Below are 25,062 nucleotides of genomic sequence, written 5' to 3'. Positions count from 1 at the left end.
CGCTTGTCAGGAGCTGGATAGCGCCGAGCCCAGGAGTTGGCCTGGGGGCGTCCAAGGACTAGGTGGGGTAGAGGGTCTTCGCGTAGGGCTCGTAGACGGACATGAGGTATTCGGCGAGTTCGATGTTGCGGCCGGTGATGTCGCCGCCGATGTCGAACTGGGTGATCCAGATGACCACGGACTTCCAGATGTTCTCCCATTCGGGATGGTGGTTGCGCTCATCGACTCCCCAGGCCGCGGTTGCCATGAAATGGACCGCGTCGCGAAAGTTACGGAAGGTCAGGGTGGCACCAATTCCCCTGCGTTGGGCGCCGGGATCGGTGGGGTGGGGGCGATACTGCACCTTCCACTCCGGATAGCGCCGCAGGAACTCCTTGATCTCCGCCTCGGAGGCTACCGGTTCCTTGATCACCGGATTCGGATACGGAACGATCTGGGCCGAACTGGTGAAACCGAAATCTCCCAGCCGTCGGATGATTTTTTCGAAGTCCTCGTGCCAGTCGCTTTCGCGCAGCTCTATCGACTGGAGGTCGGCCAGCTGCCACAACTCCTCCGGCAAGGCCTCTCGTTCGAGACTTGCCTGGCCGTCGAAGCGGATGGGGATGATCGCCTTCTTGGACGCCAGCGCCGAGAAAATCTCGCGGCGCACCCAGTCGTCCTCATTGTCGATTCGGCGCCGGTAGTAAAGATCAGTCGCGCTAAGCCACTTATCTCCGATGGCCACGAGCAGGACGTCGGCCGCGTCGAGGGCCGCCTCGATCTCCTCTCGCCACTTGTTGCCCGCACGGATCTTGTCTGTGTCCACGAAGATGGCGTTCGGGCCGAACTTCAGCGACAGGTCACGAGCCAGCGACGTCACCCTCGTCTTCGTATCGATACGACGGTAGGAGATGAAGATCTTCGGGTCCTTGATCGGACTGTCCGTACCCAATTCGCCGCCCCCAGTCATTCGTTCCGTCCCCGTAGAGGTCGCGGTCGCGCCATCGGCACGATACTGCCCCAATTGGTTCGAGGGCCCGAAGCCGACAACTGGACGAACCTCGGGGCAGTGATCCTCGACGAGATCCTGCCCCACAAGAATGGCTGCAGCCACGAACCCGCGTTCTGGAACGGCACGCTCACCGTCGTCTGCCATGACCTCCTGGCGACCTGGACCGACGTCGACTGCTCCACGGAGTCGTGAATTTCGCCGCGTCGCTCAGCCCGAAGAACAGGCCGCGAACTCGCACCACACGACCTTCCCCGGCGCCCTCTCCCCCACCCCTCACTTGTCCGCCAGCTCCGACACCAGCAACAGCCCGCGCCCACCCTCGTCCGGCGCCTCCGCCTGGGGTACGGCCGGCACGCCTCCCCCGCTGTCGTGCACCTCGACGCGCACCCCGCCCTCGTACGGCAACGGCAGCAGGCGGAGCAGGAAACCGCGGCCCGGCGGTACGCCGTGGACCAGGGCGTTGGTGGCGAGTTCGCTGACGCACGCCACGATGTCGTACGACCGCTCGCGCACACCCCAGTCGACGAGTGCGTCGCGCGTGAACGCACGGGCGGCGGGGACGGACTGGCGTTCGCGGCGGTAGAAGCGCTCACGTGGGGACGGGGGGTGAGTTTCCGTGTTCACGTTACGAGAGTGACGCTCCGTGCCCATGATGTGACAGTCCGCGTACTCATACAGCTTGTCTCTACGAGTACGCGACAGTGAACGTACGCCCGCAGGTGGGGAGTTGGACCACATGAGCACCACGACTCGACGGTCTCGGAGGAATGCCTCGGCGATGAAGATGGTGGGCGCCCTGAGGGGCTCTCAGCCCGTTTGCCGGCCTCACGGGGTCCACTTCGGGAGGCCCCTCACGGGTTCCGGGCTGTGTCAGCCGGCCTGGAGCGCGGGATAGATCTGCTCGACGCGGTCGCTGCAGGTCAGGGTGTGCAGGCGCTACCCGAGAAGATCTCGATCTTCACGCCGCCAGGCCCCACCTGGCCGGGGAGATGATCGTCGCCGCGTTGGACGCCGGAGTGACCGCGTCGTGGGTGACCGGCGACGAAGCCTACGGCCAGGACCCGCAGTTGCGCGCACGCCTGGAGCGGGGAGCGAAGGGCCCGCGCGTCTACGACTGGGCGTGGATCCACACCGGCACCGGTGTCCATCGTCACCTGCTGATCCGACGCAACCGGACTACACGTGAACTCGCCTTCTACCTGTGCTGGTCGCCCACTGAGGTCGCCCTGTCCGAGTTGGTCCACGTCGCCGGTGTCCGTTGGAGCGTCGAGGAGTGCTTCCAGGCCGCCAAGAGTCAGGTCGGCCTGGACGGTGGCGCCGCTTTTGTTCCGTAACCAGCCCGCCTCGTCGCCGGACAAGGTGAAGTAGTCCACCACCCCATCCAGACCCAGATGCCGTCCTGCCGACAGCCTCTTTCGTCACCCCCGTTCCCAGCGTTCGGGCTGGACGGTATGGGCGCCGTGTACAGCGGGGACGGATATCGGCGACGGACTCCCTTACAAAAGGCGGACCTGGTGGATGGGCCGCCGCCGGAAAACTGTCATAGGCGTCAGCTGTGGCCGAAGGCCGCCGCGGTGGCCACGCACAAGAGCGATGTGCTCGACGAGGTCACCGAACGCAGGCTGCTGACCAGGAACCTGCGGACCGTCAACGCCCTGACGGACCCGACGGTCCTCGAGCCGATGATCGCCGGTGTGACCGCGGGCTCAAAGAGGCGGGCACAGTGTCGCCGGTCGGGCGCCTGTCCATGGGTGAGTGGGGCTGCCGCATGGACAGGCGTGGCCGTGGGCCTCAGGCTGCTTCGAGGAAGGGGTAGTCGGTGTAGCCCTCGGCGCCCGGCCCGTAGAACAGTTCCGGCCGCGGCTCGTTCTCCGGGTGGCCGCCCTGCCAGCGCTCGACCAGGTCGGGGTTGGCGATGAGGGCCCGGCCCACGGCCACGGCGTCGGCGTGGCCGGCCTCGATCTGCTGGAGCGCCTGCTCGCGGGTGGTCTGCCCCCCGAAGGGGCCGCTGTTGACGATCAGCTTGCCGTCGAAGCGCCGCCGCAGCTCCTGTACCAGGTCGCCGCCCGGCTCGGCGTGCAGTACGGAGAGGTAGGCCAGGCCCAGCGGGCGCAGTTGGTCGAGCAGGGTGCCGTAGGTGGCCAGGACGTCGTCCCGGTCGGTCTCGAAGACGTCCCCGAGGTCGACCTCCGGCGAGATCCGCAGCCCGACCCGCTCGGCACCGACGGCCTGGGCGACCGCCGTGACGACCTCGACGACGAAGCGGGCGCGGTTGTGCGGCGAGCCGCCGTAGCCATCGGTGCGCTGGTTGGCCGCCGGGGAGAGGAACTCCTGGAGCAGGTAGCCGTTGGCGCCGTGGATTTCCACGCCGTCCGCTCCCGCCTCGATGGCCCGGCGGGCCGCGGCGACGAAGTCCTCCACGGCTGCCCGGATCTCTGCGGTGGTCATCGCTTCCGGTACGGGGTAGGGCTGCTCGCCCTTCTCGGTGAACGTCTTGTTGTCGATGGCGATCGCGCTGGGGGCGAGGATGCGGCGGCCGCCGTTGATGTCGGGGTGGGTGCCGCGGCCGGCGTGCATGATCTGCAGGACGATGCGGCCGCCCTCGGCGTGCACCGCCTCGAACACCCGCTGCCAGCCGGCCGCCTGCTCGTCGGTGGCGATGCCCGGCTCACCGACATATCCCTGCGACGCGTGGTCGGGGTAGGTGCCCTCGGTGATGATCATTCCGACGCTCGCCCGCTGTCGGTAGTACTCGACCATCAGATCCCCGGGGATGCCGGAGGAACCGGCCCGGACCCGGGTCAGCGGTGCCATGACGATGCGGTTGGCGAGCTCGATCTTCCCGAGAGAGACGGGGGAGAAAAGTGACGGGACGGGCGAAACTTCTGAAGTGTTGACAGGCATGGGTTGCTTTCTTTCTGCACTACGGAGGAAAACGGGATGAAGGTCTGCGACGCAGGGGGTCCACGCTGTCCCGGCGGATCGGGGTGTGGGTGGTGTCGGCGGCGAACGCGGTGAGAGCCGCATGCCGTCGGCGTCGGTGTCGGCAGAAAGCGCGAGGCTAGCTGAGCGGGACGTCCGCGACACCCTTGAGGTGGCTGAACGTCTCGAGGGAGTACCGGCCGTGGTACCGGCCCATGCCGCTTTCGCCGACGCCACCGAAAGGCAGGCCGGGCATGAGCAGTTGCATCACCGGCTGGCCCCAGGCGACGCCGCCGGAGGACGTCTCGTTCAACAGGCGCGACTTGGTGGCCTCGGAGGTGGTGAAGGCGTAGAGCGCGAGGGGCTTGTCGCGTTCGTTGATGAAGGCGATGGCGGCATCGAGGTCTTCGACTTCGACGACGGCGATGATCGGGCCGAAGATCTCCTCCTGCATGACCGGCGATGCGGGGTCGACATCGGTGAGCACGGTCGGTGCGATGAACAGGTCGTCGCGGTCGTGCCGGCCTCCCACCGCCGCCCGGCCGGAGTCCAGGAGACGCGTGAGCCGGTCGAAGTGCCGCTCGTTGATGATCCGGCCGAAGTCGGCTGAGGTCTGCGGGCTGGTGCCGAACTGGGCTTCGATAGCCGCACGCAGGGCGGGAACCAGTGCGGCGGCGGTGGCGGGATCGGCCAGCACGTAGTCGGGGGCTATGCACTGCTGTCCCGCGTTGCCGAACTTGCCGCCGACCAGCCGCTTGGCGGTCTCGTCCACGTCGGCGTCGGGCGCGACGAAGACCGGTGACTTGCCTCCGAGTTCGAGCGTGACGGGGGTGAGGTTCTTGGCTGCTGCGGCCATGACGATCCGGCCGACGGTGCCGTTGCCCGTGTAGAAGATGTGGTCGAAACGCTCTGCCAGGAGGGCCGTGGTCTCCTCGGCGCCCCCCTCGACCACCGAGAGCACGTCAGGGTCGAAGTACTCTCGCAGGAGGCGTGAAGCGACCGCCGATGTGTGCACCGAGATCTCGCTCGGCTTGGCCACCACGGTGTTCCCGGCGGCCAGGGCGCCGATGATGGGGTCGATGAGAAGGTGCAGCGGGAAGTTCCACGGGGCGATCACCAGGACGACCCCGAGCGGGTCGTACGTGGTGTAGGCCGTTGTCGTGGGACCGAAGCGGGCGGGAACCTCCACCGGGCGAGGCTGAAGCCAGCTCTCGAGATTCGCGAGCGTCTCGTCGATGTCGGCGACGGTGAAGTCGATCTCCTGCGTCTTGGCCTCGGCGGGGTTCTTCCTCAGGTCCGCCCAGAGCGCTTCGATCAGCTCCTGCTCGTTTTCGACCAGCAGTGCCCGCAGCCGCTGCAGCTGGTTGATGCGCCAGTCCAGTCCGCGGGTGACGCCGGTGTTGAAGGTCGCACGAAGGCGGCCGACCACCTCCGCGGCCGTTTCGCTCTGGTGCGTCCTCGACTCGGTCGCCTGTGTTGCGGTCATGGGGTGTGCTCCGTTCTTGATGCAAGCCACGCCCCGGCTGCCTTCCAGCCGGGCACGGTCTTCAGCGTGCTGGGCGGTCCGGTATTCACCCAGGTCACGGCTTTGCGTATGCCGGCGATGCCTACCACTGGCTGGGTCAGGCTGGTGTGCGTGCGACCGTGGATACTCGAGGCATGGACGAATACCCCGAACCGGTGCACGAGCCCGCCGCCAACTCTCTGGACCCGCGTGCCGAGCTCAGCGAGTTCCTGCGCACCCGGCGGGCCCGGCTGAAGCCGGAGGATGTGGGGCTGCGGAGCTTCGGACGGTACCGGCGGGTGCCGGGGCTGCGCCGCGAGGAGCTGGCGCAGCTGGCCGGGGTGTCGGTGGCGTATTACACGCGGCTGGAGCAGGGCAACGGGCGGCACGTGTCGGCGGAGGTCCTCGACGCCATCGCCCGCGCGCTCAGGCTGAGCGACGCCGAGCACGCGCACCTCACGCACCTGGCGAAGCCGAAACGGCAGAAGAAGAAGCCGGCCGGCCGCACCCAGCGGGTGCGGGGCCCCCTGCGGACGCTGCTGGACACCATGGAAGGCGGCCCGGTGATCCTCGTGGGGCGGCGGGGGGACATCCTCGCCTGGAACCGGATGGCCGCGGCGGTCTTCGGCGACTGGGCCGAGCTGCCCGAGCACGAGCGGAACTGGGCGCGGCTGGTGTTCCTCAGGCCCGAGTACCGCGACCTGTTCGTGGACTGGGAGCAAAAAGCGAATGACGTCGTCTCTCAGCTGCGCATGGACGCCGGCTCCCATCCCAACGACCCCCGGCTGTCCGCGCTCGTGGGCGAACTCTCCGTGAAGAGCGAGGAGTTCCGGCGGCTGTGGGCCGCCCACGACGTCAAGGAGAGGTGCCACGGCATCCAGCGCCTGCACCACCCGCTCGTCGGCGAACTCGATCTCCGCCTCGAGTCGTTCCACCTGGCCGACGACCACGAACAGACGCTGGCGACGTACCACGCCGAACCCGGTTCCCCGTCGGCGGAGGCACTAAGACTGCTGGCCAGCTGGGGCACCGACGCGACAAGGGCGGGAGCCGGGATGCCGCCGGCACGCACGGCTTGATGAACAGTTGATCATCGGTAGTTGACTGCGTGCCTCGGCCCAGGCACGCGCTGTCTCGCCAGCCCCCGTCGAAGCGTCGGCATCCCGCGCACCCTCGGAACCGCCCACTACCGCCGCACCCGCAGCTCCTCCGCCCGTCGCGCCAGTCACGCCGGCCTCGCGCGAACCACGGAAAACCGAAGTACGTGCGCAGATCCCGGGCTGACTGGCTGACTACGGCTTTGGCCAGCTGCCCAACGCGAGGTTCGCGACTTGCAGCAGCTCAGGGCGGGAACTACCACTCGCGGCCTGGACGGCAATCCCATTGGCGACTGTTCTCAGGTAGAGCGCGAGGAGATGAGGATCTGTGGCAGGCGGAAGGTCACCGGCGTCCACCGCCTGTTGAAACCGGCGCGTCAAGTGGGCTATCCCGTCCTCGCGCCATGCGATGAGTGCGTCTCGGACTGGGCGGCTGTCATCCCCGGTAGCCAACGCACCCTGCACGCCAAGACAGCCCGTGGGGAATCCCGGCATGGTTGCCGCCTCGACCGTCCCGTGGAGCACGGCAGTAGCCACTGCTGCACTTGTGGGCTCTGCCAGAGCTCGGGCGAAGTAGGCGGTCAAGCCCTCGGTGTACCGCTCCAGCGCCTTGTGGAAGAGGTCTTCTTTGCTGCCGAACGCCCTGTACAGGCTGGGGCGGCTGATACCCATCGCCTCGGTGAGGTCGTCAAGGCTGGCACCCTCGAAACCCTTTGACCAGAACACCAGGACTGCACGATCGAGTGCCTCGTCGATGTCGAACGCGCGAGGCCTGCCAGGAGGGACCGGTGTCGTCGAGCTCATTTCTTCATCCTACCCCTTCGGTACCGATCGGTACGGATGTGCTAAAGTGTTTCGTACCAATCGGTACGGTATACGGAGAGGCGACATCATGTCACAGACCGTGCTCATCACTGGCGGAACCTCAGGCATCGGCTTGAGCCTCGCGCAGTCCTTCGTGGAGCTCGGGGCGTCTGTCGTCGTTTGCGGGCGTTCGCAGGCTGCGCTTGACCGATTCGCGCAGGCACACCCTCAGGCGCTGGCCGTGCGGGCTGATGTGACGGACGCAGCTGATCGGGCAGCGTTGTTGCAAGCAGTCGCTGATCGCTTTGGGCGTTTGGACGTGTTGGTCAACAACGCCGGTACGTTCGAGGAACGAGACTATGCCGCCGGCAAGAACCCCAATGCGACGCTCGATGCCGAGGTGGCGTTGAATCTCAGCGCCCCCATCCACTTGACGGGTGAAGTGCTCGAGCGGTGGCCATCGCCCGACGCGATCGTATTCATCACCTCGGGGTTCGCTTTGGTCTCGCCCACTCGCGCGCCTACTCACGGCGCGGTGAAGGCCGGCCTGCACGGCTTTGCGGATGGCTTGCGCCGTCAACTCGCCCCGCAGGGCACCCACGTCCTCGAGGTCCTCCCACCGTCTACGGACACGCCCATGAACGCCGAAGCCACGGGGAAGAAACTGACTCCCGAGCAGGTGGCGGCGGTCACGATGAAGGCTCTTCGGCGGGGGCGGAACATGGCATTCCCCGGTCAGACGAAAGTCATGCCCGCCATGCTGCGCATCGCGCCGGGCACACTGCGACGCGTCGTCGCCGAGCTCTGAACCCCATAGAAAACCCTGTTCCCGCCGTCATCGGCGACGAACGCGTAGCACGCCTCACACACCGTAATCTGCGCCCGCGCGTGAGAGCGATCTCGCGCACGCCCTTGTCCTGGGCCTTGAGCAGAGCGATCTCCTCACGCTCGGCGAACGACAGGTTCCGGCTCGGTGGGCTCGTCCAGGCTCAGCGGCGTCATCCCGCCAACGTGTCGAAACCATCGGATCCCGACCGGTGCCGACACGCCGACCCCTTCGGCGGCCTGGACCGTTGTGACCCCGGACGCGATCAGGCGCCAGAACTCCCGTTGCACAGCGCGCGACGGCTCCGGGCGGCCGGGCGAGCGCATCGGTGCCCGCATCGCCCGATCCGCGGCCCACTGCCGTCGTGCCCCGGCCGGCGCCTGCGGCATCGGCTTCCTTGGCCGTCCCATCCAACACCTCCGTGATCAAGGTGTTGCGACGACCAATGGAATCTGCCCTCGCTGCCGCGATCACTATGGAAGATCACGCACTTGACGTCGCCGCCGCGGGTGGCGACGGCCATGTGCAGGGCGGCGACGACCAGTTCGGCGTCGTGGAGTTCGCCCATCGCGTAGCCGAGCAGGCGGCGGCAGAACAGGTCGATCACGGTTGTAGCTAGAGCTTGCCCTCACCGGTGTCGATCTCGGTCATGTCGCCGCACCACACCTGGTCCGGTGCGTCGGCGGTGAAGTCCCGGCGCACGAAGTCCTGGGCGACTGCCCGCCGTCCGGGCCTGCTCAGGCTGCGGCGCCGGCGGATCTCACCGCCCGGCTGGGGGAACTCGACGCGGAGAGCGAGAACTTGCGCATCACCCGCAAGACCCTCCTCGACATCCCCGCACCGGCCCCCACCGAAGAACCGGCCCGACCCGACGTCCCGGACCACCCGGCCTACCAGCAGATCCTCACCACCTTCGCCGACACCGCAAAGCCGCTGCGTGCCCGCGACCTCTGCCAGGCCCTCGACCTGCCCATCGTCCCGAAGAACACCGAAGGCATCCGCTCCAAGCTGAAACGCCTGGTCACATGGGGCATCCTCACCGAACCCGAGCCCGGCCTGTTCGCTCAGCCCTGCCCCTGACCGTCCATTCGCCCCGCCGACCAGGGCTCCACCCAGGCCCAACCCCGAAACGGACATCAGCTCACATACCGCACTCTCAGTTCCTCATACTCGGCGTGGTCAACCCGTCGTCCCGCTCGCCGCGGTCGGCCTCGGCCTGGCGGACCCAGCCGCGCGGAACTTGTTTCCGTGCGGCTTCGGACGGCTCAGATCTCCTGGGGCTTGTAGGAGCTGGGGTCGCGCAGGATGACGCGGCGCAGGAGATCGACGGTTTTGGTGACGCCCTCGACGGGGGCCACAAGAACGTCCTCGTGCTCGATGCTCAGGACGTCGTCGTAGCCGGCTCGGCGCAGGGCGAGGCAGAAAGCGCGCCAGAACGCGTCGTCGTGGCCGTAGCCGAGGGTGACGTAGTTCCAGGAGCGTTCCTTGGCGGCCATGACGGGCAGTGTCTCCAGCCTGCTGGTCAGCGCCTGCCGGGAGGGTTCCAGCCGGGTGTCCTTGGCGTGCACGTGGTAGATCGCCTCGCCCAGGGCCTCGATGGCGGCCAGCGGGTCGGCCCCCATCCACATCAGGTGACTGGGGTCGAAGTTGGCCCCGACCACGGGCCCTACCTCCTCGCGCAGGCGCAGGAGGGTGGGGACGTTGTAGACCGCCTGGTGGGCGTGCATCTCCAGAGCGAGTTTGGGTACGCCCCGGTCACGGGAGTGGGCGACGAGGTCTCGCCAGTACGGGAGTACGGCTTCGGACCATTGCCAGTCGAGGATCTGTGTGGTCTCCGGCGGCCAGGAGACCGTGATCCAGTTGGGGTTGGCGTCGCCCGGCCCGCCCGGCAGCCCGGACATCATCACCACGCGGTCGACGCCGAGGAGCGGGGCGAGAGCGATCGTCCTGCGCGCGACCTGGTCGTGCTCGCGGCCGCTGGGCCCGGGGTGCAGGGGATTGCCTGAGCAGGTGAGGGCGCTGATCGTGAGCCCTCGGTCGGCGACCTTGGCCAGCAGTTCGCGGCGCGCGCCGTCGCTGTCGAGAAGCCGGTCAATGTCGATGTGCGGGGCCGTGGACCAGGCGCCGGTGGCGAACTCCACGTGGTCCAGGCCGAGTTCGGCGGCCAGGTCCAGGGTCTCGTCGAGCGTGAGCTGCCCGACGCTGTCGGTGTTCAGACCGATCTTCATGTTGCGTCCCGTCTGCGGTGTGGTCGGGCGGGGAGCGGTCGTTCCCCGCTGGTTCGGTGTGCCGGCGGTGAGGGTCAGATGTAGAGGGCTGGGCGGTCGGCCAGTTCCACCTCGACGCGCCGGCCCTCGGTCTGGGCGCGGATGCCCGCCTCGCAGACCGCGGCCACGGCGTAGCCGTCCCAGGCGCTGGGGCCGGTGACCTCGCCGCGTCGGGTGGCGTCGACCCATGCCTGGACCTCGCGGTCGTACGCTTCCTCGAACCGCTCGACGAAGCCGGGGGTGACCGTGCCGCCCCAGCGTCCGCCGGTGCTGACGAGCATGTCGTGCCGGTCGCCGATGCGGGCGGTGCCGTGCTCGCACACTGCCTCGGCCTGGACCTGGTAGCCGTAGCGGGCGTTGACGTAGATCTCGACGTCGACCAGGGCGCCGCCGTCGGTTTCGAAGACGACGAACTGCGGATCGGCCAGCCCTTCGGGCGCGTTGCCGGAGGGCCGCGGCCGCAGCACCGTGACGGACGTGATCTCCTGGCCGAGCAGCCAGCGGGTGATGTCCATCTCGTGGGTCACGGAGTCGTTGATGAGCATGGCGCTGGTGAAGTCCGGCGGGCAGGACGGGTTGCGGTGCCGGTTGTGCAGCATAAGCGGCCGGCCCAGTTCCCCGCTGTCCAGCAGCGCTTTGAGCTTGATGTACTCGTGGTCGTAACGGCGCATGAAGCCCACCTGCACCCGGCGGTGCCCGAGCCGCTGCTCGGCCTCCAGCACGCGCAGGGCGGAGGCGGCGTCGGGGGTGAGGGGCTTTTCGCACAGGACGGGCAGGTCGTACTCGAACGCGGTGAGCAGGGCCGCCTCGTGGGCGATGCCCGGGGAGGCGAGCACTACGGCGTCGACGTCGGGTGAGGTCATCGCTTCGGCGACGTCGCCGTAGGCCGCGCATCCTTCGACGTCGGCGGCGACCGTCTTGGCGCGATCGATGTCGACGTCGACGACGGCGGCCACATGGGCGCCACTGATCACCTCGCTGATCCTGCGTACGTGATCGGCTCCCATGCGGCCGGCGCCGATCACGGCGACTCCAAGGGAGGTGCGGTAGGTCATGTGGTTCCTTGACTCGAGGGTGGGCGACGGCGGTGACGGTCAGCAGAGGGCCGGCCGAACCCACATGGGTCCGGCCGTGACCCGGGTCGTACGCGTCAGCGTGTTCCCTTGGCGGCGAACGTGGCGACGGTGGCGACGTTGGCCTTGTCGACGAAGGCCGGGCCGGTCAGCACGGGCGCGACGCCGCCGCCGCTGTAGTTGCCGTTGTTCTTGTAGAGCCAGAGGGAGTCGACCGCCAGGTAGCCCTGCAGGTAGGGCTGCTGGTCGACGGCGAACTGGATGCTGCCGTCCTGGATCGCCTTCACGAGTACCTTGTTGAGGTCGAAGGTGGCGACCTTGGCCTTGCTGCCGCCGTCGGACACCGCCTGCGTGGCGGTCAGTGCGACCGGGGCGGCGAGGGTGACGACGTAGTCGATGGAGGGGTCCTGCTTGAGCTTGGCGGTGATGGTCGACTTCACGGACGGCATGTCGGCGCCGTTGACGAAGAGGTTTTCCGTCGTGCCCGAGAAGCCCTTCTTGACGCCCGCGCAGCGTGCCTCGAGGGCGACCTGGCCCTGTTCCTGAATGACGCAGGCGACCTTCTTGGCACCGAGGGAACTCAGCTTCTTCCCGACCGCTTCGCCCGCGACGGTCTCGTCCTGGCCGAAGTACTCGAGCAGGCCCTGCTTCTTCCAGTCGTCCACACCGGAGTTGAAGCCGACCACGGGTATACCGGCCTGCACCGCCTTGGCCACCGTTTCCTTCATGGCATCGGGCTTGGCGAGGGTGACGGCGATGCCGTCGACCTTCTGGTCGATCGCGTTCTGCACCAGGTTGGCCTGGTTGCCCCCGTTCGGGTCGGAGGAGTAGATCAGCTTGACGTTGTCCTTGGCGGCCGCGGCCTGGGCGCCCTTGCGGATGGTGTCCCAGAACGTGTCACCGGGGACGGCGTGGGTGATCATCGCGATGGTCATGCGGGGCGTGGTGGCCTTGCCGGCAGAGACGCCACCGGCGCTCTCCTCCGACTTCTTGCCGCCCGAGCTGCTGGAGCAGCCGGCGACCGTGAGGACTGCGGTGGCGGCCATGGCCACGAGCATGGTGAATCTGCGGGAGCGGGAGGGAAGCGAGCGGTTCATTTCGGCACCTCACTGTGCTGACATGCGGGAAGGGGTGACCTACTGGCGGGACACAACACATCCCGTTGTGGGTCTGACGGGGAGTTACTGGGTGGCCGGCTGTGCGGCTCGGGGTGGGGATCAGAGGGTGAACGCGGCGCGGAACCGCTCCATGGCGGTGTGACTGTCGCCGGAGGGCCATGCCTCCAGGGCGATCGTGCCGTCGTAGCCGAGGTCGGTGAGGGCGCGGGCGACGGCCGGATAGTTGATCTCTCCGGTGCCGGGTTCGCGGCGGCCGGGCACGTCGGCGACCTGGATCTCTCCGATCAGCCCCGCGCCATGCGCGCGGCGGACAAGCTCGATGAGGTTTCCCTCGCCGATCTGGGCGTGGTACAGGTCCAGATTCATCCGCAGACCGGGCCGATCAACTGCCGCGACCAGTGAGAAGACGTCGGCGGCCGTGGCGAACGGGACACCGGGGTGGTCGACGGCGGTGTTGAGGTTCTCCAAGGTGAAGGTGACGCCCGCGCTTTCGCCCAGTTCGGCCAGGCGGGTGAGCGTGCGGTGAGCGGTGATCCACATCTCGCCGGTGGCCTCGCCGGTCACCGGCACCACGGGCAGGCCCTCGCCGTCCAGGCCGGTGCCGTGCAGGTTGAGCCGGGGGCAGCCGAGATGCTCGGCGGCCTTGATCGATTCCTCGGCTGTGCGCAGGAGTTCGGCTGCGCCGTCCGGGTCGGTCAAAGTGCCGCGGATGTAGCCGGTCATCGAGGAGAACTCGACGGGCGTCTGGGCCAGTGCGTCCAGGTCGTGCCGGGTCCAGTCCCAGATCTCCACCTGGAAGCCGGCCTCGTGGATGCGCCGGACCCGCTCCTCGATCGGCAGGTCCCGGAAGACCATCTCGGCACAGACCGCCAACGTGTACATAGCAGCTCCCGACTTATAACGTTCTAAGAGAACAGGAGCAGTACGCCAGGCACCGGGCGGCCTGTCAAGGGTTTGTGCGGACATTTGATTTATAACGTTGTAACAACGTTGACCAGTGCGTGTCCTGCTTGGCTCGGTCTACGATCACCTCGGAGAAGACCCTCGAGCAGGAAGGTCGACGGTGCCATCGCGCTCTGCCGTACCGGACGGAAAACGGCCGCGGCTCAGCGACCTCGCGGCGCGGGCAGGTGTCTCCGTGCCGCTTGCTTCCATGGTCATGCGCGGTGCCAAGGGGCCCAGCGCGGCAAGCCGCGAGCGGGTGCTGCAGGCCGCGCAGGAGATCGGCTACCGGCCGGACAGCAGGGCACGCCTCCTGCGCAGCAGCCGCTCGCACCTGGTGGGAGTGCAGTTCGACCTGCGACAGCCCTTCCACGCCGACATGGTTGAGGCGCTCTACGCCGCGGCGGGAGCGGCCGGCTATCAGATCGCGCTCAGCGCCGTCGCCGCGAGCCGCAGCGAACAGGAGGCGGTGGAGACGCTGCTCGCCGACCGCTGCGAGGCACTGATCCTGCTCAGCCCCCATGCCCCGGCGGCCCGGCTGGCAGAACTCGCGGCGCAGCTGCCCGTCGTCTCCGTGGCCCGCCGGCTGCGCCCGCTCGCCGACGGCGTCGACGTCGTCCGCGCGGCCGACGACGAGGGCGCCCGACAGGCGGTCGACCACCTCGTGGCACTGGGCCATCGCGACATCGTCCACATCGACGGGGGCAGGGCACCGGGCGCGGCGGACCGGCGCCGCGGCTACAAGTCGGCCATGAAGCACCACGGCCTCACCGACCGCGTCCGCCTCGTGCCGGGCGGGCTGACCGAGGACCACGGCGCGGCAGCCGCACGAACACTCCTCGCCGAGGCTGCCCGCCCCACCGCCGTCCTCGCCTTCAACGACCACTGCGCGATCGGCGTCCTCGACACCTTCCTGCGCGCCCGTATCCCTGTGCCCGACGAGATCTCGGTCGTCGGCTTCGACGACAGCCACCTCGCCCGCCTGGCCCACGTCCAACTCACCACGGTCGGGCAAGAAGCCCGCCAGCTGGCGCGCCGGGCCGTGAGCCGGGCCGTCGCCCGGCTGGAGGGTGGGGCGACGGACGACGAACGAGAAGTCGTCGTCACACCACACCTCGTCATACGAAGCACCACCAGGGCACCTTGCCGCTACTGACCCGCGCTGCTCCACGTCGCGGCTCGATCTGGTCGAAGTTCCACCGCGCCCCCATGGGACCACCCGCGGCTGCCCGCCGAGGAACCCGCCTCCATCCAGGCGGACGCACGAGCAAAAAAGGCAGGCAAGCGGACGAACGCGAGCAGCTGCCGTGGATCGCGCTGTTCAGACACCGCACCACCTGGGGCATCAGGTGCCGTCGAAGGTCTCTTCAGCAGCAATCACGGGAGCTCGTGCCTTTCCGGTGCGGTGTTGTCCGTACTGACCGCGGCCATGCGGTCCTCCACAGCGTGTGGTTCTGAAGCAGCTCTCCGTCGGCAGGCTCGCTCGGGTGCCGAGCCGCGTGCTGCTGAGGGGAACGTCAGCCTCGTCGGCCAGGAACTCGCCGTACTGGACATATCGTCCGCCGAGAGAAGCGGGAAGCCACCGTACGGCGATGCGGCAACCGCGAGTCCACCTGAGTCCCGCCGAGCGACCAAGGCAGTTCTCAGAGCATCCGGTTCGGGTGCGGATCGACATCGGTCCGCAGCTGGGACAGCTCCTGTGCGTCCTTGGCTCGGAGCTCCTTGAGTTTGACGACCTGTTGGCGCAGGCGGATCTCGGAGTCCGGCGTCTGCCCGCGGGCCGCACCTCGCACGCAGGTCTCTCGGGACCGTTCATCCTCCTGGAGACCCCTGACTACCAGCGGCTCGCCTACACGGAGACCCAGCGTGGCAGCCAACTGATTGCCGACCCGGACGAGGTGGCGATCCTCAATCAGAAATATGCGATGCTGCGGGCACAGGCCCTCACCCCCGAGGACACGAGGGAACTGCTGGACCGTCTTCTGGGAGAGCGATGAGCAGCACGGCACTTGAGTGGTTCAAGTCCAGCTATAGCAGCGAAGAGGGCGGCGCCTGCATCGAGGTCGCCGTCCAGCCCGCCACCATCCACATCCGCGACTCCAAAACCCCCGCCACCCCGCACCTCACCGTCGCCCCCACAACCTGGACCGCCTTCCTGAGGCTTGCCGAGCAGGCATGACGGCAGCCCCGGGGCGACAGTCACCACCTCCGACGCGTACCTGTCTCACCTTGATCCGGCTCTGTCACGTTGTGGATCACACGAGCCACTTCAGCAGTGGCAGTGGACCCGGACGAGGATCGTGTCGCCGGGAAGGTCCGCGAGGTACGCCTCGCTGCCCGGCCATACGGCGGGCAGCGGAGGGTCATGCGGGCACAGCTCAGGCTCGCAGGAGGCGTGGACGGCCTCGATGCCGCGCCCGTACGTCTCCAGCCACCAGCCGTCCAGAGTGAGTACATCCGTATTCGGTGGTTCGGGCCGCGTGTGATCTCGAATGTACGCGGCACGGGTTCCCCCGTAGCCGATGACGGGGTGCTCCGAAGGATCGCTGTCGCCCAGGAAGCTCAAGTAGCCCAGGCCGAGGCTGAAGGGGTGGTCGAGGTACGCCCCGATCAGTGGCTGGGCCCGGTAGGCGGAGAACATCGCGTCTGCCCACCGGTCTCCGGGGAATGCGGCGGGATCGTTCAGCCAGCGGTCCACGAAGTCCGCGAGGGGAACGGCCGCAGGGTGCACGGCGGACAGGCTGTGCCACAGATCCCAGGACGCGGCGGCAGCACGCTCGGAAGCAAGCTGCGGCCGGGAGAAATCGAGCAGAGCGCGCGGTCCTCCGGCGCAGACGCCCGGGGCGCTGGGGCGGGGTGTGCCGTCAAACGCAGGGTCGTCATGGATGAGCCGGGGATCGTCTGCGTGTCCGGGGGCGACGGCGAAGCCCATGCCGTTGCTGCCGCCGCGGATGCGGCGGGAGTCCCACATACCCCGACTGACAGGGTTGTCCTCTGAGTCGGAGTAGAAGGGTGCGAGAGCTTTCGCCAGCGCCCCTTCGACGTCGTCCGCGGCCTCAGCCGGCAGACAGACCGTCACCGTTACGCCAGCCATCACCCCTCCTTGCCGTGTCGGCGAACAGGATGATTGCACGCGTGAGGATCGCGCCGCTCAGGCTTACCCGCTTCGGCCTGGGGCCGCGGACTGGTTGCCGGTCATCGGCGCAGTGGCCTGGGGCGCGCGGAACGGAGCCAGTGGGCCCCCGCCTGGACCACGGCCGATGCGAAACGCCTTGCCCGAGCGGCCTGAGGGACGGTCGTGAAAACCGTTCGTCTCGGCCCACGACCGCTGGCTACCATCCGGGCTGTGGACACAACAGATCCCAAGGACCTCGTCCGGCGCGGATACGACGCCGCGTCCCTGCACTACGACACGGCGTACGGCGCCGAGACGAAGTACCGGTCCCTGCTGCGTGACCTGGGTCGGAGGGTTCCGTCAGGGGGCGCGGTGCTGGACATCGGCTGCGGAAGCGGCGTGCCGGTCGCGAGCACTCTGGTCGATGCCGGCTACCGGGTCACCGGCATCGACATCAGCGAGGTGCAGATCCGCCGAGCCCGGGAACGGGTACCGCAGGCGGAGTTCATCCACGTCGATGCCGCGACCGCGACGTTCGACGCCGCTTCCCTCGACGCGGTCGTCTCCTTCTACGCCCTGATCCACATTCCGTTGGCCGAACAACCGCCTCTGCTCCGCCGTATCGCCGAGTGGCTGCGCCCGGGAGGCTGGTTCGTGGCCACCACTGGTTCGGGCGCGTGGACCGGCGCCGAGGAGAACTGGCTCGGCAGCGGGGCCCCGATGTGGTGGAGCCACGCGGACGCGGCCACGAACCGTGAATGGATCACACAGGCCGGCCTCACGGTCGAGCAGGAGGAGTTCATGCCGGAAGGGGACGGCGGACACGCCCTGTTCTGGGCACGTCGACCTTGACAGTCCGAGCTTGGACCAGGAAGGAAGTCTGATGGAGTACGTCGCTCTCAATGCGCAGGTCGGCGACCTGTCAGGCGTCCTCGAACCCACTCGATACCTGGAACATCTGCCCTCCATCGCCGGCGATCTGCCACCCGGCGCCCGTGCCTTCGCCACTGACACGGACCACTACGACTTCCGCAGCAAGCGATGCGTGAAGGACCTGGAGCTGCAGCTCGTCCGGGGCGTCGACACCGGGGACGACGAGGTTGAGATTCAGCTGCGGCACAACTGCTGGAAGCATGACGCGGACCTGGTCATCCACTACACGGGCGTCTCCGGCGTCAGCGTCAGAACCCCCGAAGCCGAAGCCGACGACTGGACGAACCTCGGGGCAGTGATCCTCGACGAGATCCTGCCCCACAAGGACGGCTGCAGCCACGAACTCGCGTTCTGGAACGGCACGCTCACCGTCATCTGCCATGACCTCCTGGCGACCTGGACCGACGTCGACTGCTCCACGGAGTCGTGAATTTCGCCGCGTCGCTCAGCCCGAAGAACAGGCCGCGAACTCGCACCACACGACCTTCCCCGGGTTCCGCTTCCCCACCCCTCACTTGTCCGCCAGCTCCGACACCAGCAACAGCCCGCGCCCACCCTCGTCCGGCGCCTCCGCCTGGGGTACGGCCGGTACACCTCCCCCGCTGTCGTGCACCTCGACGCGCACCCCGCCCTCGTACGGCAACGGCAGCAGGCGGAGCAGGAAACCGCGGCCCGGCGGTACGCCGTGGACCAGGGCGTTGGTGGCGAGTTCGCTGACGCACAGCACGATGTCGTACGACCGCTCGCGCACACCCCAGTCGACGAGTGCGTCGCGCGTGAACCCACGGGCGGCGGGGACGGACTGGCGTTCGCGGCGGTAGAAGCGCTCACGTGGGGACGGGGGGTGAGTTTCCGTGTTCACGTTACGAGAGTGACGCTCCGTGTCCATGATGTGACAGTCCGCGTACTCGTACAGCTTGTCTGTACGAGTACGCGACAGTGAACGTACGCCCGCAGGTGGGGAGTTGGACCACATGAGCACCACGACTCGACGATCGCCGAGGAATGCCTCGGCGATGAAGATGGTGGGCGCCCTGCTCGCCCTCTTCCGCGAGGCCGCCGGATACACGCAGAAGTCACTGGGCGAGCAGTTCGTCGTCGGCGAGCAGCAGATCGCGTCGATCGAGCAGGGCAGACGGCCGCTGAAGCCGGATCTCGCCGAGCAGTTCGATGATTTCCTAGACACCAAGGGGGCGTTGGCCACTGCGTTGAGCAGGATGCCGGAGGTGGATCTCGTCCCGTTGTGGGCGGAGGAGTACCTGGACCGGGAGCGGGAGGCGATCGCCATCTCGTCGTACGAGAACCAGGTGTTTGCCCGGCCTCCTTCAGACGGACGGGTACGCGCGGGCGGTGTTCCGCAGCCGCATCCCGGTCCTCGACGAGGATGAAATCGAGCAGCACGTGGCCGCGCGCACCGAGCGCCAGGCGATCTTCCCCGCAAGGAGCCACCCATCGCGTGTTTCGTCATCTGGGAGGCCGTACTGAAGGAACGCCTGGGCGGCCAGGAGGTGTTCCTCAACCAGGTGCGACACCTGCGAGAGTTCGCCGAACTGCCGGGCCTCACTCTGCAGGTCCTGCCTCTGGGGCGTACCGCACACGCAGCGCTCGACGGCCCGTTCGTGTTGCTGGAAACCCCTGAACACCAGCGGCTCGCGTACACGGAAACCCAACGGGGCAGCCAACTCATCGCCGATCCCTACGAGGTGGCGATCCTTACCCAGAGATGTGCGATGCTGCGATCACAGGCCCTCACCCCCGAGGACACGAGGGATCTGCTGGATCGTCTCCAGGGAGAGCAATGAGCAGCACCGCACTTCGGTGGTTCAAGTCGAGCTACAGCGGCAGCGACGGCGGCAATTGCATCGAGGTCGCCGTCCAGCCCACCACCATCCACATCCGCGACTCCAAAACCCCCGCTACCTCCCACCTCACCGTCACCCCCACCGCCTGGACCGCCTTCCTGGAGCTTGCCAACAGCCGCGCTTGTTGAGTTGATTTCGCCCCGCCCGGCGCACCCACCCCGCAACAATGCGTACATGGACGACGACTGACGGCAACAGATCAACACCCTCCACGAGGAGTTGGTCCGCCGCGACGACCCGGCCGCCTGGGTGCGGGAGGCCGACGCGATGGAGGCCACCGTGCGGTGAGGCGACGTGTCGCCGCCGCCGCAAAGGCGTTCCGCTCCCGGGGGCCGGTGCGTAGCCTCACTGCGATGAACTCCATCCCCTCGACGCTGGACCACCTCGTCCTCGCCACCCCCGATCTGGCCGCGACCGTCGCCGACTTCAGCCGGCGCACCGGCGTGACCCCCGCGCTCGGTGGTGCGCATGTCGGGTTCGGCACCCGCAACCATCTGGTGGGGCTGGGCGGCGCACGCTACCTGGAGATCATCGGTCCGGATCCGGAGCAGCGCGCGTACGACGGGCCACGTCCCTTCGACGTCGACCGGCTCTCCGGCCCGCGGACGGTGACCTGGGCGATCAGCCCGGCCGACCTGGACGCGACGGTCGCGGCGGCCCGGGCGCAGGGTTACGACCCCGGCTCGATCCACCCCATGAGCCGCCGCAGACCCGACGGCACCCTCTTGGAGTGGCGCCTGACCGACGGCGACACCGCCCACCCGTCCGGCCTGGTCCCCTTCCTCATCGACTGGGGTTCCTCGCCCCACCCGTCGGCCTCGGGCCTGCCGGTCACCCCGCTTTTGGAGCTGTCGGCCACCGCCCCCGATCCGGACGAGATCCGGCCTCTGCTCGCCGCCCTCGGCACCTGGCTCGCCCTCGCTCCGGGGCCGGTGGGGTTCTCCTTCACGGTGGACACACCCCGCGGACCAGTGACGTTCGAGTGAGCGGCCTGGCCTGCTCGCCATCGACGGCGGCGGTCATCCGATGGTCGGCACAGTGCACCGTATGAGAACTCGCCGGTATGGCCGCGCCGTTCGTCGGCGCGGCCAGCGGTGTCATGTTCCCGCGGGGCTGACCACACCCCGCGCAGGAACTGCGCCCGCCCCTGTCCGATTCCTTCAAGACCGGCCCCCGCACCCGTGCCTACGGTGGCCCCATGACTCCACGATTCGATGCGATCGGCCTGGTGGCCTCGGACATGGCCGCCTCCGTCGCCTTCTACCGTCGGCTCGGTTTCGTCTTTCCGGAGGGTGCCGAGAAGGGGCCGCATGCCGAGGCCGGGCTGCCGGGCGGGCTGCGGTTGATGCTCGACAGTGAGGAGATGGTGCGACAGATCCAGCCGGAATGGCAGCCGCCGACCGAGGGCGGGCGCATCTCGCTCGCCCTGCTGTGCGACAGTCCGGCCGAGGTCGACTCGGTGTACCAGGAGCTGGTGGGTGCCGGGTACCACGGGGAGCTGAAACCGTGGGACGCGGTGTGGGGGCAGCGGTACGCGGTGGTGCTCGATCCCGACGGCAACGGGGTCGACCTGTTCGCGCCGCTACCCGGGGCGGCCCAGTAGGTCCGTCGGCGGCACGCCCGCCAACTCCTTCACGTCTCTTGCCAGATGGGCCTGGTCCGCGAAGCCGGACCGGGCCGCCGTCTCCGCGAGGGGAACTCCGGAGCGGGCCAGGGCGAGGGCGCGCTGGAGTCGTAGGACCCGGGCCAGCGTCTTGGGGCCGTAGCCGAAGGCAGTGAGGCAGCGGCGGTGCAACTGGCGGGCGCCCACGCCTAGTTCGTCGGCGGTGGTGGCGACCGGGCGGCCCGCGTCGAGGGCGGTGACCACCTGTCGGAGGAGTGGGTCGGGGGGATCGGTCCCGGCGGCCCGTTCCAATGCCACCTGCTCCAGGCCGCTCGCCGGGTCGTCGGCCGCGTTCACCTGTGCGGTGACGCGCCGTACCTCCGCGGCCGGCCACACGTCGGCCAACTCCACCCGCCGGTCGCGCATCTCGTGCGCGGGCACGTCCAGGAGGGCGGGCGCGGTGCCCGGGTAGAAGCGGACGCCGGCCCAGGCGCTCGGCTCGCCCTCGGTGACGTACGCGCGGGTGTCGGGCCCGGCGATCACCAGTCGGCCCTCGTGCCACAGCAGGTCCATGCAGCCGTCGGGCAGGACACGCCCGGCGTCGGGCCCGGACGGGGTGTTCGTCCACACCACCGCGCCCGCCATACGGGATGGCCGCTCCGCGTACACGTAGGCCAGGCTACGCCGTCGGCACCAGCCGCGTCCGATGCTCCTGCGGGCTCACCCCGTACACCCGCTTGAACGCGCTGGACAGGGCGAACGCGCTGCCGTAGCCGACCTGGCGGGCGATCGCCTCGAGGGTGTCGTCGGTGTCGCGGAGGCGGTCCGCGGCGAGGGCGAGGCGCCAGCCGGTGAGGTACGTCATCGGGGGCTCGCCGACGAGTTCGGTGAAGCGGCGGGCGAGCGCGGCCCGCGAGACACCGGCCTTGGCGGCGAGCGAGGCGACCGTCCAGGAGTGGGCGGGGTCGCCCTGGACCAGGCGCAGGACGCGGCCGACGACGGGGTCGGCGAGCGCCGCGTACCAGGCGGGCGGCGCCGCCTCCGGGCGGGCGAACCAGGCACGGAGGGCGGCGATGACCAGCAGGTCGAGGAGCCGGTCCAGGACGACCTCCTGACCGGGTTCGTCGCGCACGACCTCGTGCATGAGGACGGGCGTGAGCGCGCACTGCCACGTCTCGGAGGTGAGGGAGAGCAGCGGCGGCAGCGCGTCCAGGAGACGGCCGCTGATCTCGCCCTGGACCAGGTACGTCCCGATCAGCATCACCGTGGAGCCGTCGGGCCGGTCGCCCCAGCTGCGGACGCCGATGTCCATGGAGCCGGTGAGGGGCCGTCCGTCCGGATAGCGGCACTCGGCGCCCGGCAGTATCAGCGCCTGGGGCGCGGTGTCGGGGTGGTCGGCGCAGGTGTACGGGTCGGGGCCGCGCGCGATGGCCAGCTCGCCGGGCCGCAGCCGCACCCGCTCCCCCGTGTCCGGCACGATCCAGGACTCGCCGCGGACCATCAGCATCACCGTCAGCGGGGCGCGGTCCTCGACACGGACCGCCCAGGGCGGGTCGAAACACGCACGGATCATGAAGGCCCCGCGGGCCCGGGGGCCCTCCAGGAGGCCTGTGAGTGCGTCCATGCCGTCAGCGTAGACGCCCGCGCATGGGAATGAGCCGTTCAGCGATGGGCTGTTGAAGCGCGCGGCCGTTGACTGAAGGCATGACGACAAACACGGACAACACCAAGAACACCCAGGACATGACAGTGGTGGTGACCGGTGCCTCCGGGCGTACCGGGAGCCGGGTCGCCGGGGCCGCGCGGGCGGCCGGGCTGACGGTGCGGGCCGCGTCCCGCGCGCGGGGTTTCGACTGGGAGGACCCGACGACGTGGGCGGACACGCTGCGGGGCGCCGACGCGGCGTACCTCGTGTACCCGTCCGACATCGGCTTCCCCGCGGCCGCCGAGGGGATCGGCGCGCTCGCCCGGGAGGCGGTCGGGCTGGGCGTACGGCGGCTGGTGCTGCTGTCGGCGCGCGGCGAGGAGCAGGCGCTGCCGGCCGAGGAGGCGCTGACGTCCTCGGGCGCGGACTGGACGGTCGTACGGGCTTCGTGGTTCGCGCAGAACTTCAGCGAGGGGCCCCTGGTGGAGGGGCTGCGCCACGGGGAACTGGCGTTTCCGGCCGGTGAGGTGCGGGAGCCGTTCGTCGACCTGCGGGACGTCGGTGAGGTGGTCGCGGCCGTGCTGGTCGCCGGGGACCGTTACGTGGGGCGGACGCTGGAGCTGACCGGACCTCGGCTGCTGTCCTGGCGGGAGGCGGTCGCGGAGATCTCGGCGGCGTCCGGCGTCAAGGTGGCGTACACGCCGGTGCCGGTGCGGGCGTACGGGGAGACGCTGGCGGGGTTCGGGGTGCCGCCGGAGGAGGTGGAGCTGCTGATCGAGGTCTTCGAGGGGCTGATGGACGGGCGCAACGCGCGGCTGACCGATGACGTGCGTCAGGTGCTGGGGCACGAGGCTCGGGACTTCGGGGCGTTCGTGCGGGACGCTGCCGCGGCGGGGGCGTGGCAGGCGTAGCGCCGTCGGGGTGCGGGATTTCTGCCGGCTGCGGGTCCGTCGTGGCTGGTCGCGCCCACGCGGCGGAGCCGCATATTGATACAGCCCCGCGCCCCTTCAGGTGCGCTCAGCCGGCCCGCGATATCAGGAACCCTCCGGCTTGTGCGGCGGATGCGTGCTCTTCACGTGCGTCCGCAGCCGCGACGTCACGTCCTCCGGCGGCAGGAACCGCGACCACCGCTCCGGGAACTCGGAGGGCATGTCGGGGTCGTCCGGGTCGTCGGGGACCGCCGCACGGGCCGCGGTGGCGCGGGCGACGTACTCGGCGACCTGCGCCTCGCGCAGCCGTTCGTTGGCGGCGCGGGCCGCGGCCGTCGCGGCGGCCGGCCAGACCCGGTCGATCGCGGCGTTGACCGCGGCGCCGACGAGGACGGCGAACGCGGACACGCCGATCCACAGCAGGACGGCGACCGGCGCGGCGAGGGAGCCGTAGATGGTGGGGCCCTCGACGGTGTTGGTCAGGTAGATGCGCAGCAGGAAGCTGCCGAGGACCCACATGGCGAGGGCCACCAGGGCGCCGGGCACGTCCTCGATCCACGGGGAGCGGACGGGGACGGACACGTGGTAGAGCGTGGTGAGGAAGACGATCGACAGCACGATGACGACGGGCCAGTAGAGCACCTGTACGACGGTCTCGGACCACGGCACGATGTTCACCACCGCGTCCGGTCCGGCCACCATCAGCGGCAGCGCGATCGAGCCGATGAGCAGGGCCACGACGAACAGCAGGAAGGCCATCAGGCGGGTCTTGACGATGCCGCGGACGCCGTCGAGGCCGTACATCACGGTGATGGTGTCGATGAAGACGTTCACCGCGCGGGAGCCCGACCACAGGGCGAACAGGAAGCCTATGGAGATGACGTCGGGCCGGCCGCCCTTCATCACGTCGTGCAGGATCGGCTGGGCGATCTCGGTGACGCCCTTGTCGGACAGGATCGTGCGCGAGGCCTCCAGGATGTTGGTCTCCAGGCTCGCGATGGTGTCGGCGCCGGTCCAGTCGTCGACGTAGCCGAGCAGACCGATCATGCTCAGCAGCAGCGGCGGCACGGACAGCAGCGTGAAGAACGCCGCCTCGGCCGCCAGGCCCAGGATCCGGTACTCCATGCACGAGTTGACGGTGTCCTTGATCAGCAGCCAGGCAGTCCTGCGCTTCGAGACGTTCCGGTACAGGGCACGCGCCCGATGGAGGCGTCCGGAGGGAGGCTGAGGGGATTCACTTGCTGGCTGCACGACCTAAAGGTATCCGTCGTGCCTGGGTGTGCTCATCCCCCGGTGCCCCGGCGGGCGGGGGCACGTCGGGGGGCGCGGCACCCGGGCCCCACACCCGCTCTCCTGCCCCATCGGGGGTCGTGGCCTTCCTCCCCGAGAGGGGAACGACGGTTCCCGGGTCGAATGAGTGTCCTGTACGGC

Annotated in this window: 27 protein-coding genes and 3 pseudogenes; 14 read left to right on the top strand and 16 right to left on the bottom strand. The window is 68.9% G+C overall.

Going from position 1 to position 25,062, the window contains the following annotated elements:
• Positions 1–58: 58 nt before the first annotated feature.
• The gene (locus tag QFZ76_RS38970; RefSeq protein WP_307678076.1) at positions 59–1,135 is read right to left on the bottom strand and encodes a TIR domain-containing protein; all 1,077 of its coding nucleotides are present in this window, start codon (positions 1,133–1,135) and stop codon (positions 59–61) included.
• A gap of 129 nt (positions 1,136–1,264) precedes the next feature.
• Positions 1,265–1,615: an ATP-binding protein gene (locus QFZ76_RS38965; protein WP_373464418.1), complete on the bottom strand. Its 351-nt coding sequence runs from the start codon at positions 1,613–1,615 to the stop codon at positions 1,265–1,267.
• Positions 1,616–2,022: 407 nt separating this feature from the next.
• Here QFZ76_RS38965 and QFZ76_RS38960 point away from each other — a divergent pair, with 407 nt between their 5' ends.
• Complete coding sequence (locus QFZ76_RS38960; RefSeq protein ID WP_373464417.1) at positions 2,023–2,325, top strand: hypothetical protein; 303 nt, start codon at positions 2,023–2,025, stop codon at positions 2,323–2,325.
• 457 nt (positions 2,326–2,782) lie between these two features.
• On the opposite strand, the gene QFZ76_RS38955 is transcribed toward QFZ76_RS38960, so the two are convergent.
• Positions 2,783–3,895 carry an alkene reductase gene (locus tag QFZ76_RS38955; RefSeq protein WP_307678074.1) on the bottom strand — a complete coding sequence of 371 codons (1,113 nt, stop codon included), beginning with the start codon at positions 3,893–3,895 and terminating at the stop codon, positions 2,783–2,785.
• A gap of 157 nt (positions 3,896–4,052) precedes the next feature.
• The gene (locus QFZ76_RS38950; RefSeq protein ID WP_307678073.1) at positions 4,053–5,399 is read right to left on the bottom strand and encodes an aldehyde dehydrogenase family protein; all 1,347 of its coding nucleotides are present in this window, start codon (positions 5,397–5,399) and stop codon (positions 4,053–4,055) included.
• A 173-nt stretch (positions 5,400–5,572) separates the two neighbouring features.
• Between QFZ76_RS38950 and QFZ76_RS38945 the strand changes: the two genes are divergently transcribed.
• Entirely contained in the window at positions 5,573–6,496 is a 924-nt protein-coding gene (locus tag QFZ76_RS38945) for a helix-turn-helix domain-containing protein (RefSeq protein WP_307678072.1), read from the top strand.
• A 213-nt stretch (positions 6,497–6,709) separates the two neighbouring features.
• On the opposite strand, the gene QFZ76_RS38940 is transcribed toward QFZ76_RS38945, so the two are convergent.
• Positions 6,710–7,318 carry a TetR/AcrR family transcriptional regulator gene (locus QFZ76_RS38940; RefSeq protein ID WP_307678071.1) on the bottom strand — a complete coding sequence of 203 codons (609 nt, stop codon included), beginning with the start codon at positions 7,316–7,318 and terminating at the stop codon, positions 6,710–6,712.
• Between the two features lie 88 nt (positions 7,319–7,406).
• Here QFZ76_RS38940 and QFZ76_RS38935 point away from each other — a divergent pair, with 88 nt between their 5' ends.
• Positions 7,407–8,126 (top strand): SDR family NAD(P)-dependent oxidoreductase, encoded by a 720-nt coding sequence (locus QFZ76_RS38935; protein ID WP_307678070.1) that lies wholly within the window; start codon positions 7,407–7,409, stop codon positions 8,124–8,126.
• A 19-nt stretch (positions 8,127–8,145) separates the two neighbouring features.
• Here the strand turns inward: QFZ76_RS38935 and QFZ76_RS38930 are convergent.
• Together QFZ76_RS38930 and QFZ76_RS51935 are read right to left on the bottom strand one after the other, a co-directional pair.
• A pseudogene (locus QFZ76_RS38930) lies at positions 8,146–8,482 on the bottom strand (helix-turn-helix domain-containing protein); the annotation flags it as partial.
• Positions 8,410–8,712 (bottom strand): hypothetical protein, encoded by a 303-nt coding sequence (locus QFZ76_RS51935; protein ID WP_373464558.1) that lies wholly within the window; start codon positions 8,710–8,712, stop codon positions 8,410–8,412. The pseudogene QFZ76_RS38930 and the gene QFZ76_RS51935, both read right to left, overlap by 73 nt.
• Positions 8,713–8,945: 233 nt before the next feature.
• Between QFZ76_RS51935 and QFZ76_RS38920 the strand changes: the two genes are divergently transcribed.
• Positions 8,946–9,224 carry a hypothetical protein gene (locus tag QFZ76_RS38920; RefSeq protein WP_307678068.1) on the top strand — a complete coding sequence of 93 codons (279 nt, stop codon included), beginning with the start codon at positions 8,946–8,948 and terminating at the stop codon, positions 9,222–9,224.
• Positions 9,225–9,409: 185 nt separating this feature from the next.
• Here QFZ76_RS38920 and QFZ76_RS38915 read toward each other — a convergent pair whose 3' ends face one another.
• The 4 genes from QFZ76_RS38915 to QFZ76_RS38900 form a co-directional block, all read right to left on the bottom strand.
• On the bottom strand, positions 9,410–10,372 hold the full coding sequence (locus QFZ76_RS38915; RefSeq protein ID WP_307678067.1) for a sugar phosphate isomerase/epimerase: 963 nt from the start codon (positions 10,370–10,372) through the stop codon (positions 9,410–9,412).
• Between the two features lie 74 nt (positions 10,373–10,446).
• Positions 10,447–11,466 (bottom strand): Gfo/Idh/MocA family protein, encoded by a 1,020-nt coding sequence (locus QFZ76_RS38910; protein WP_307678066.1) that lies wholly within the window; start codon positions 11,464–11,466, stop codon positions 10,447–10,449.
• A 95-nt stretch (positions 11,467–11,561) separates the two neighbouring features.
• Entirely contained in the window at positions 11,562–12,530 is a 969-nt protein-coding gene (locus QFZ76_RS38905; RefSeq protein ID WP_373464416.1) for a sugar ABC transporter substrate-binding protein, read from the bottom strand.
• Between the two features lie 171 nt (positions 12,531–12,701).
• On the bottom strand, positions 12,702–13,484 hold the full coding sequence (locus tag QFZ76_RS38900) for a TIM barrel protein (RefSeq protein ID WP_307678064.1): 783 nt from the start codon (positions 13,482–13,484) through the stop codon (positions 12,702–12,704).
• Between the two features lie 181 nt (positions 13,485–13,665).
• Between QFZ76_RS38900 and QFZ76_RS38895 the strand changes: the two genes are divergently transcribed.
• From QFZ76_RS38895 to QFZ76_RS38885, 3 genes and pseudogenes are all read left to right on the top strand, one after another.
• Positions 13,666–14,700: a LacI family DNA-binding transcriptional regulator gene (locus QFZ76_RS38895; protein WP_307678063.1), complete on the top strand. Its 1,035-nt coding sequence runs from the start codon at positions 13,666–13,668 to the stop codon at positions 14,698–14,700.
• Positions 14,701–15,298: 598 nt separating this feature from the next.
• Positions 15,299–15,541: pseudogene (locus QFZ76_RS38890) on the top strand (Scr1 family TA system antitoxin-like transcriptional regulator); the annotation flags it as partial.
• On the top strand, positions 15,538–15,723 hold the full coding sequence (locus tag QFZ76_RS38885) for a DUF397 domain-containing protein (protein WP_307678062.1): 186 nt from the start codon (positions 15,538–15,540) through the stop codon (positions 15,721–15,723). The pseudogene QFZ76_RS38890 and the gene QFZ76_RS38885, both read left to right, overlap by 4 nt.
• Positions 15,724–15,813: 90 nt before the next feature.
• Here QFZ76_RS38885 and QFZ76_RS38880 read toward each other — a convergent pair whose 3' ends face one another.
• Entirely contained in the window at positions 15,814–16,638 is an 825-nt protein-coding gene (locus QFZ76_RS38880; RefSeq protein ID WP_307678061.1) for a hypothetical protein, read from the bottom strand.
• Between the two features lie 252 nt (positions 16,639–16,890).
• Here QFZ76_RS38880 and QFZ76_RS38875 point away from each other — a divergent pair, with 252 nt between their 5' ends.
• The gene (locus tag QFZ76_RS38875; RefSeq protein ID WP_307678060.1) at positions 16,891–17,511 is read left to right on the top strand and encodes a bifunctional 2-polyprenyl-6-hydroxyphenol methylase/3-demethylubiquinol 3-O-methyltransferase UbiG; all 621 of its coding nucleotides are present in this window, start codon (positions 16,891–16,893) and stop codon (positions 17,509–17,511) included.
• A 31-nt stretch (positions 17,512–17,542) separates the two neighbouring features.
• Positions 17,543–18,022, top strand: a complete 480-nt coding sequence (locus QFZ76_RS38870; protein WP_307678059.1) for a hypothetical protein — start codon at positions 17,543–17,545, stop codon at positions 18,020–18,022.
• An 81-nt stretch (positions 18,023–18,103) separates the two neighbouring features.
• Here QFZ76_RS38870 and QFZ76_RS38865 read toward each other — a convergent pair whose 3' ends face one another.
• Entirely contained in the window at positions 18,104–18,454 is a 351-nt protein-coding gene (locus QFZ76_RS38865) for an ATP-binding protein (RefSeq protein WP_373464415.1), read from the bottom strand.
• Positions 18,455–18,566: 112 nt separating this feature from the next.
• Here QFZ76_RS38865 and QFZ76_RS51930 point away from each other — a divergent pair.
• From QFZ76_RS51930 to QFZ76_RS38840, 4 genes and pseudogenes are all read left to right on the top strand, one after another.
• A pseudogene (locus tag QFZ76_RS51930) lies at positions 18,567–19,394 on the top strand (helix-turn-helix transcriptional regulator).
• Positions 19,391–19,582: a DUF397 domain-containing protein gene (locus QFZ76_RS38850; RefSeq protein ID WP_307678057.1), complete on the top strand. Its 192-nt coding sequence runs from the start codon at positions 19,391–19,393 to the stop codon at positions 19,580–19,582. Before QFZ76_RS51930 ends, QFZ76_RS38850 begins: the two are co-directional and overlap by 4 nt.
• 225 nt (positions 19,583–19,807) lie before the next feature.
• On the top strand, positions 19,808–20,440 hold the full coding sequence (locus QFZ76_RS38845; RefSeq protein WP_307678056.1) for a VOC family protein: 633 nt from the start codon (positions 19,808–19,810) through the stop codon (positions 20,438–20,440).
• A gap of 212 nt (positions 20,441–20,652) precedes the next feature.
• Entirely contained in the window at positions 20,653–21,057 is a 405-nt protein-coding gene (locus tag QFZ76_RS38840) for a VOC family protein (protein WP_307678055.1), read from the top strand.
• On the opposite strand, the gene QFZ76_RS38835 is transcribed toward QFZ76_RS38840, so the two are convergent.
• Positions 21,037–21,726, bottom strand: a complete 690-nt coding sequence (locus QFZ76_RS38835; RefSeq protein WP_307678054.1) for a helix-turn-helix domain-containing protein — start codon at positions 21,724–21,726, stop codon at positions 21,037–21,039. The genes QFZ76_RS38840 and QFZ76_RS38835 overlap by 21 nt on opposite strands.
• Before the next feature lie 10 nt (positions 21,727–21,736).
• Positions 21,737–22,681 (bottom strand): AraC family transcriptional regulator, encoded by a 945-nt coding sequence (locus tag QFZ76_RS38830; RefSeq protein ID WP_307678053.1) that lies wholly within the window; start codon positions 22,679–22,681, stop codon positions 21,737–21,739.
• Positions 22,682–22,761: 80 nt separating this feature from the next.
• Between QFZ76_RS38830 and QFZ76_RS38825 the strand changes: the two genes are divergently transcribed.
• Positions 22,762–23,613 carry an NmrA family transcriptional regulator gene (locus QFZ76_RS38825; RefSeq protein ID WP_307678052.1) on the top strand — a complete coding sequence of 284 codons (852 nt, stop codon included), beginning with the start codon at positions 22,762–22,764 and terminating at the stop codon, positions 23,611–23,613.
• Between the two features lie 123 nt (positions 23,614–23,736).
• Here the strand turns inward: QFZ76_RS38825 and QFZ76_RS38820 are convergent, their stop codons facing one another.
• Positions 23,737–24,882: a YihY/virulence factor BrkB family protein gene (locus QFZ76_RS38820; protein ID WP_307678051.1), complete on the bottom strand. Its 1,146-nt coding sequence runs from the start codon at positions 24,880–24,882 to the stop codon at positions 23,737–23,739.
• Positions 24,883–25,062 lie beyond the last annotated feature (180 nt).

The organism is Streptomyces sp. V4I2, assembly GCF_030817655.1.
Lineage (GTDB): Bacteria > Actinomycetota > Actinomycetes > Streptomycetales > Streptomycetaceae > Streptomyces > Streptomyces plumbiresistens.
This window is presented reverse-complemented; position numbering and strand designations above follow the sequence as displayed.

Coding starts and splice junctions, on each gene's coding strand:
- QFZ76_RS38935 (WP_307678070.1), top strand. CDS start 7,407: ATGTCACAGACCGTGCTCATCACTGGCGGAACCTCAGGCATCGGCTTG.
- QFZ76_RS38900 (WP_307678064.1), bottom strand. CDS start 13,484: ATGTACACGTTGGCGGTCTGTGCCGAGATGGTCTTCCGGGACCTGCCG.
- QFZ76_RS38885 (WP_307678062.1), top strand. CDS start 15,538: ATGAGCAGCACGGCACTTGAGTGGTTCAAGTCCAGCTATAGCAGCGAA.
- QFZ76_RS38825 (WP_307678052.1), top strand. CDS start 22,762: ATGACGACAAACACGGACAACACCAAGAACACCCAGGACATGACAGTG.
- QFZ76_RS38940 (WP_307678071.1), bottom strand. CDS start 7,318: ATGAGCTCGACGACACCGGTCCCTCCTGGCAGGCCTCGCGCGTTCGAC.
- QFZ76_RS38945 (WP_307678072.1), top strand. CDS start 5,573: ATGGACGAATACCCCGAACCGGTGCACGAGCCCGCCGCCAACTCTCTG.
- QFZ76_RS38970 (WP_307678076.1), bottom strand. CDS start 1,135: ATGGCAGACGACGGTGAGCGTGCCGTTCCAGAACGCGGGTTCGTGGCT.
- QFZ76_RS38910 (WP_307678066.1), bottom strand. CDS start 11,466: ATGACCTACCGCACCTCCCTTGGAGTCGCCGTGATCGGCGCCGGCCGC.
- QFZ76_RS38915 (WP_307678067.1), bottom strand. CDS start 10,372: ATGAAGATCGGTCTGAACACCGACAGCGTCGGGCAGCTCACGCTCGAC.
- QFZ76_RS38845 (WP_307678056.1), top strand. CDS start 19,808: ATGAACTCCATCCCCTCGACGCTGGACCACCTCGTCCTCGCCACCCCC.
- QFZ76_RS51935 (WP_373464558.1), bottom strand. CDS start 8,712: ATGGGCGAACTCCACGACGCCGAACTGGTCGTCGCCGCCCTGCACATG.
- QFZ76_RS38850 (WP_307678057.1), top strand. CDS start 19,391: ATGAGCAGCACCGCACTTCGGTGGTTCAAGTCGAGCTACAGCGGCAGC.
- QFZ76_RS38950 (WP_307678073.1), bottom strand. CDS start 5,399: ATGACCGCAACACAGGCGACCGAGTCGAGGACGCACCAGAGCGAAACG.
- QFZ76_RS38880 (WP_307678061.1), bottom strand. CDS start 16,638: ATGGCTGGCGTAACGGTGACGGTCTGTCTGCCGGCTGAGGCCGCGGAC.
- QFZ76_RS38830 (WP_307678053.1), bottom strand. CDS start 22,681: ATGGACGCACTCACAGGCCTCCTGGAGGGCCCCCGGGCCCGCGGGGCC.
- QFZ76_RS38840 (WP_307678055.1), top strand. CDS start 20,653: ATGACTCCACGATTCGATGCGATCGGCCTGGTGGCCTCGGACATGGCC.
- QFZ76_RS38905 (WP_373464416.1), bottom strand. CDS start 12,530: ATGGCCGCCACCGCAGTCCTCACGGTCGCCGGCTGCTCCAGCAGCTCG.
- QFZ76_RS38955 (WP_307678074.1), bottom strand. CDS start 3,895: ATGCCTGTCAACACTTCAGAAGTTTCGCCCGTCCCGTCACTTTTCTCC.
- QFZ76_RS38870 (WP_307678059.1), top strand. CDS start 17,543: ATGGAGTACGTCGCTCTCAATGCGCAGGTCGGCGACCTGTCAGGCGTC.